General features: G+C 36.9%; 3 protein-coding genes and 1 tRNA gene. All 4 read right to left on the reverse strand.

The genetic code is table 11. The features are described from left to right. Nucleotides 1-22 precede the first annotated feature (22 nt). On the reverse strand, nt 23-1,225 hold the full coding sequence (locus tag ACKI5B_RS05035) for a polysaccharide deacetylase family protein (protein WP_407426456.1): 1,203 nt from the start codon (nt 1,223-1,225) through the stop codon (nt 23-25). 83 nt (nt 1,226-1,308) lie between these two features. Then, nucleotides 1,309-1,384 (reverse strand) — tRNA-Thr (locus ACKI5B_RS05040). 139 nt (nt 1,385-1,523) lie between these two features. Further along, nucleotides 1,524-2,051, reverse strand: a complete 528-nt coding sequence (locus ACKI5B_RS05045; protein ID WP_407426458.1) for a hypothetical protein — start codon at nt 2,049-2,051, stop codon at nt 1,524-1,526. Nucleotides 2,052-2,087: 36 nt separating this feature from the next. Continuing rightward, nucleotides 2,088-2,423, reverse strand: a 336-nt coding sequence (locus ACKI5B_RS05050) for a GGDEF domain-containing protein (protein WP_407426460.1), incomplete at its 5' end; no start/stop codon positions are given.

Genomic DNA, 2,423 nt, shown 5'->3' on the forward strand with positions numbered 1-2,423 from the left:
ATAGATTAACAGGATTTTTGTATTAATTCTTATAATATACACTGTCTACATCAAAGAAGGTTTCGTTAATGAATTTTTTTTGATTTCTCATATTGTATCTATCCAGATTGAAACGTTCCGAAATCACAACCCCTTCTTTAGTATAAAGGGTTCGCATCGCAGTACTTACCGGGCAGAAATAGTCATAACCCATATTTTTCAAATACATCAGTCGTTCGTCACCTTCATGCAGATGATAACCAAAGGGACTGATGTAAATATCCGGTTGCAGAACAACTTCATAAATCCGTTCTTTAAAACGATTGGTATCATAATGAAGATTTTCATTGGATACAGTACCGTCTTTAAAATAGTCATTGTGTGTATAACTGTGACAGGCAATCAACCATCCGGTATTCTTTAAAGCGGTTGCTACCTTGGTAGCTTCATCCATCAGTTTTTGCTTTTCTTCTCCTTCCGCTTTAATAAAGTTATAGCCAAATGCACCTTCATAGCCGGTAACAGCTACAACCCCTTTTGCTCCACGAAAAGAAAAATCGGGATGTTCTTTGACAAACTGATCCAAAATCGGCATTACATCGCCATTGTAAGAAAGTTCTGCCTTTCCTTCCGGTGTAACTACTTCACAAACAATTTCACCGTTTTCATCCACAACCAACCGTTCAGCAAAACCGTCACCTTCCATATAGTCATAATAATTTACGTCGTCAATGGAAATAATCAGCGGTTTCTTACCGGCCGGCAACATCACAGGCTGATCTTTCTGAATCAGATTCATTGGATACAAAATAAAATCTCTTTCATAAAGCTGGGGAAGCATCGCCTGAAATTCAGACACAGTAGTCATCCACATATCATAACCCTCTGCCTTATAGTCGCCGTCAAATGCGAGCTCAGGATACACCACAAGACTGTGAAAGAAAACATGATAAAACTCACCGTCATATTCTGTTAAAGTAGCTTGCTGAGTTTCAATTTCCTGCTGCACAGCAAGAATTTTTTCTTCAGCTTCATAACCGGAATCAGCAAGGACCTGCAGGGCTTCTTCATAGAAATACCCTTGACTCAGTTCATTTGCACTATTGATTGCAGTGGTAACAGCCAATTCTTTCTCTTTTTTCATATTTGAATAACGAACACAAATTACCACCAGACAAATTACCAAAACTGCTACTACGAGCAACCGTCCCGGAAGTTTATTTCTTTTTTTTCGTCTTCCCAGCATTGTACATTCCCCTCTTTACAAAGAACATTTTCTCTGTGATGCATATGAACAGAAAAAAGACACCCAAAGGATGTCTTTTTTCTTGGAGCTCCCGATGGGAGTTGAACCCATGACCTCATCCTTACCAAGGATGCGCTCTACCTACTGAGCTACGGCAGCCAACCAACGAATGATATTATAATACATAACTTTCAATTTGTCAATATATTTTTTAAAATTTTTTTAATTTTTTTTTATTTCCTCGAAAAATGCAAAATTGGATATTATTTTTGAAGAAAAAACACGTATCATTCAATAATTATGCACCGAGTAAATTCTGGTCAAATGCGTACAAGGCTTCATTAATTTCAAAAACATTATAATTGCTGTTTTGAATAAAAAATTCAATAATCAAATCAAATTTACTGCTGTTGGAAAAAGCAAATCCAGCTTTCTTAAGCATACTCTCGGTTTCTTCCAAAGATAGCTCCAATGCAATGGCAAAAGCAAGCACTGTTGATTTACTCGGTCTGTAAAAACGGTCACTTCTTATCTTGGAAAAGAGTTTTCGGTCAATGTTTGCCTTTTTGTAACATTCACTGTCGCTCATTCCTTTTTCATCAATTTTCCGAAGAAGCATCTCGGTAAAACTTTCATCCAAAGACTGTTCCAACATTCTTTGCAGATTTTCTGCGGATATATTTCTCTCCATCTCCACGCTCATGCACGGTAAGGGAGTAGAAAACACCTCTGGTACAGAATCACTTTTTGCAGAGCAACAGACATATGAATCTACAAAATGATCATCAATATACGCTTTTAATAAAAGAAATTGATTTTGTTCCATAGGATTTCCTCATTCACATGATAACACATTCAAATTTTACAATTCGCCATCCAGCGTGATCTGGTTTTTTCCATTGTTCTTGGAAGCATATAAATGTTGGTCAGCTCTTTTGAAAACCGTATCTTTGGTATCATCTTTAGAAAGCTTGGCAATTCCACAAGAAAACGTCATACTTTTCTTTGTGAATGAAAAATGCAACTTGGAAAAACAACTTAAAACAGACCCCAATATCGTTTCAGATTCTACCAACGTTTTTTCACTCAGAATCAATGCAAATTCTTCACCGCCGTACCGACAAGCGTAATCGCCTTCTTTACAACAGCTTTTCAAAATATCCGCCAATGCAATTAAGACCGTATCTCCTGCATTATG

This window comes from Treponema sp., from assembly GCF_045657965.1.
In the GTDB taxonomy this organism is placed as follows: Bacteria; Spirochaetota; Spirochaetia; order Treponematales; family Treponemataceae; genus Treponema_D.

Bases quoted from the DNA above. Each gene is read 5' to 3' on its own strand.
- ACKI5B_RS05035 (WP_407426456.1), bottom strand. From the start codon at position 1,225: ATGCTGGGAAGACGAAAAAAAAGAAATAAACTTCCGGGACGGTTGCTC.
- ACKI5B_RS05045 (WP_407426458.1), bottom strand. From the start codon at position 2,051: ATGGAACAAAATCAATTTCTTTTATTAAAAGCGTATATTGATGATCAT.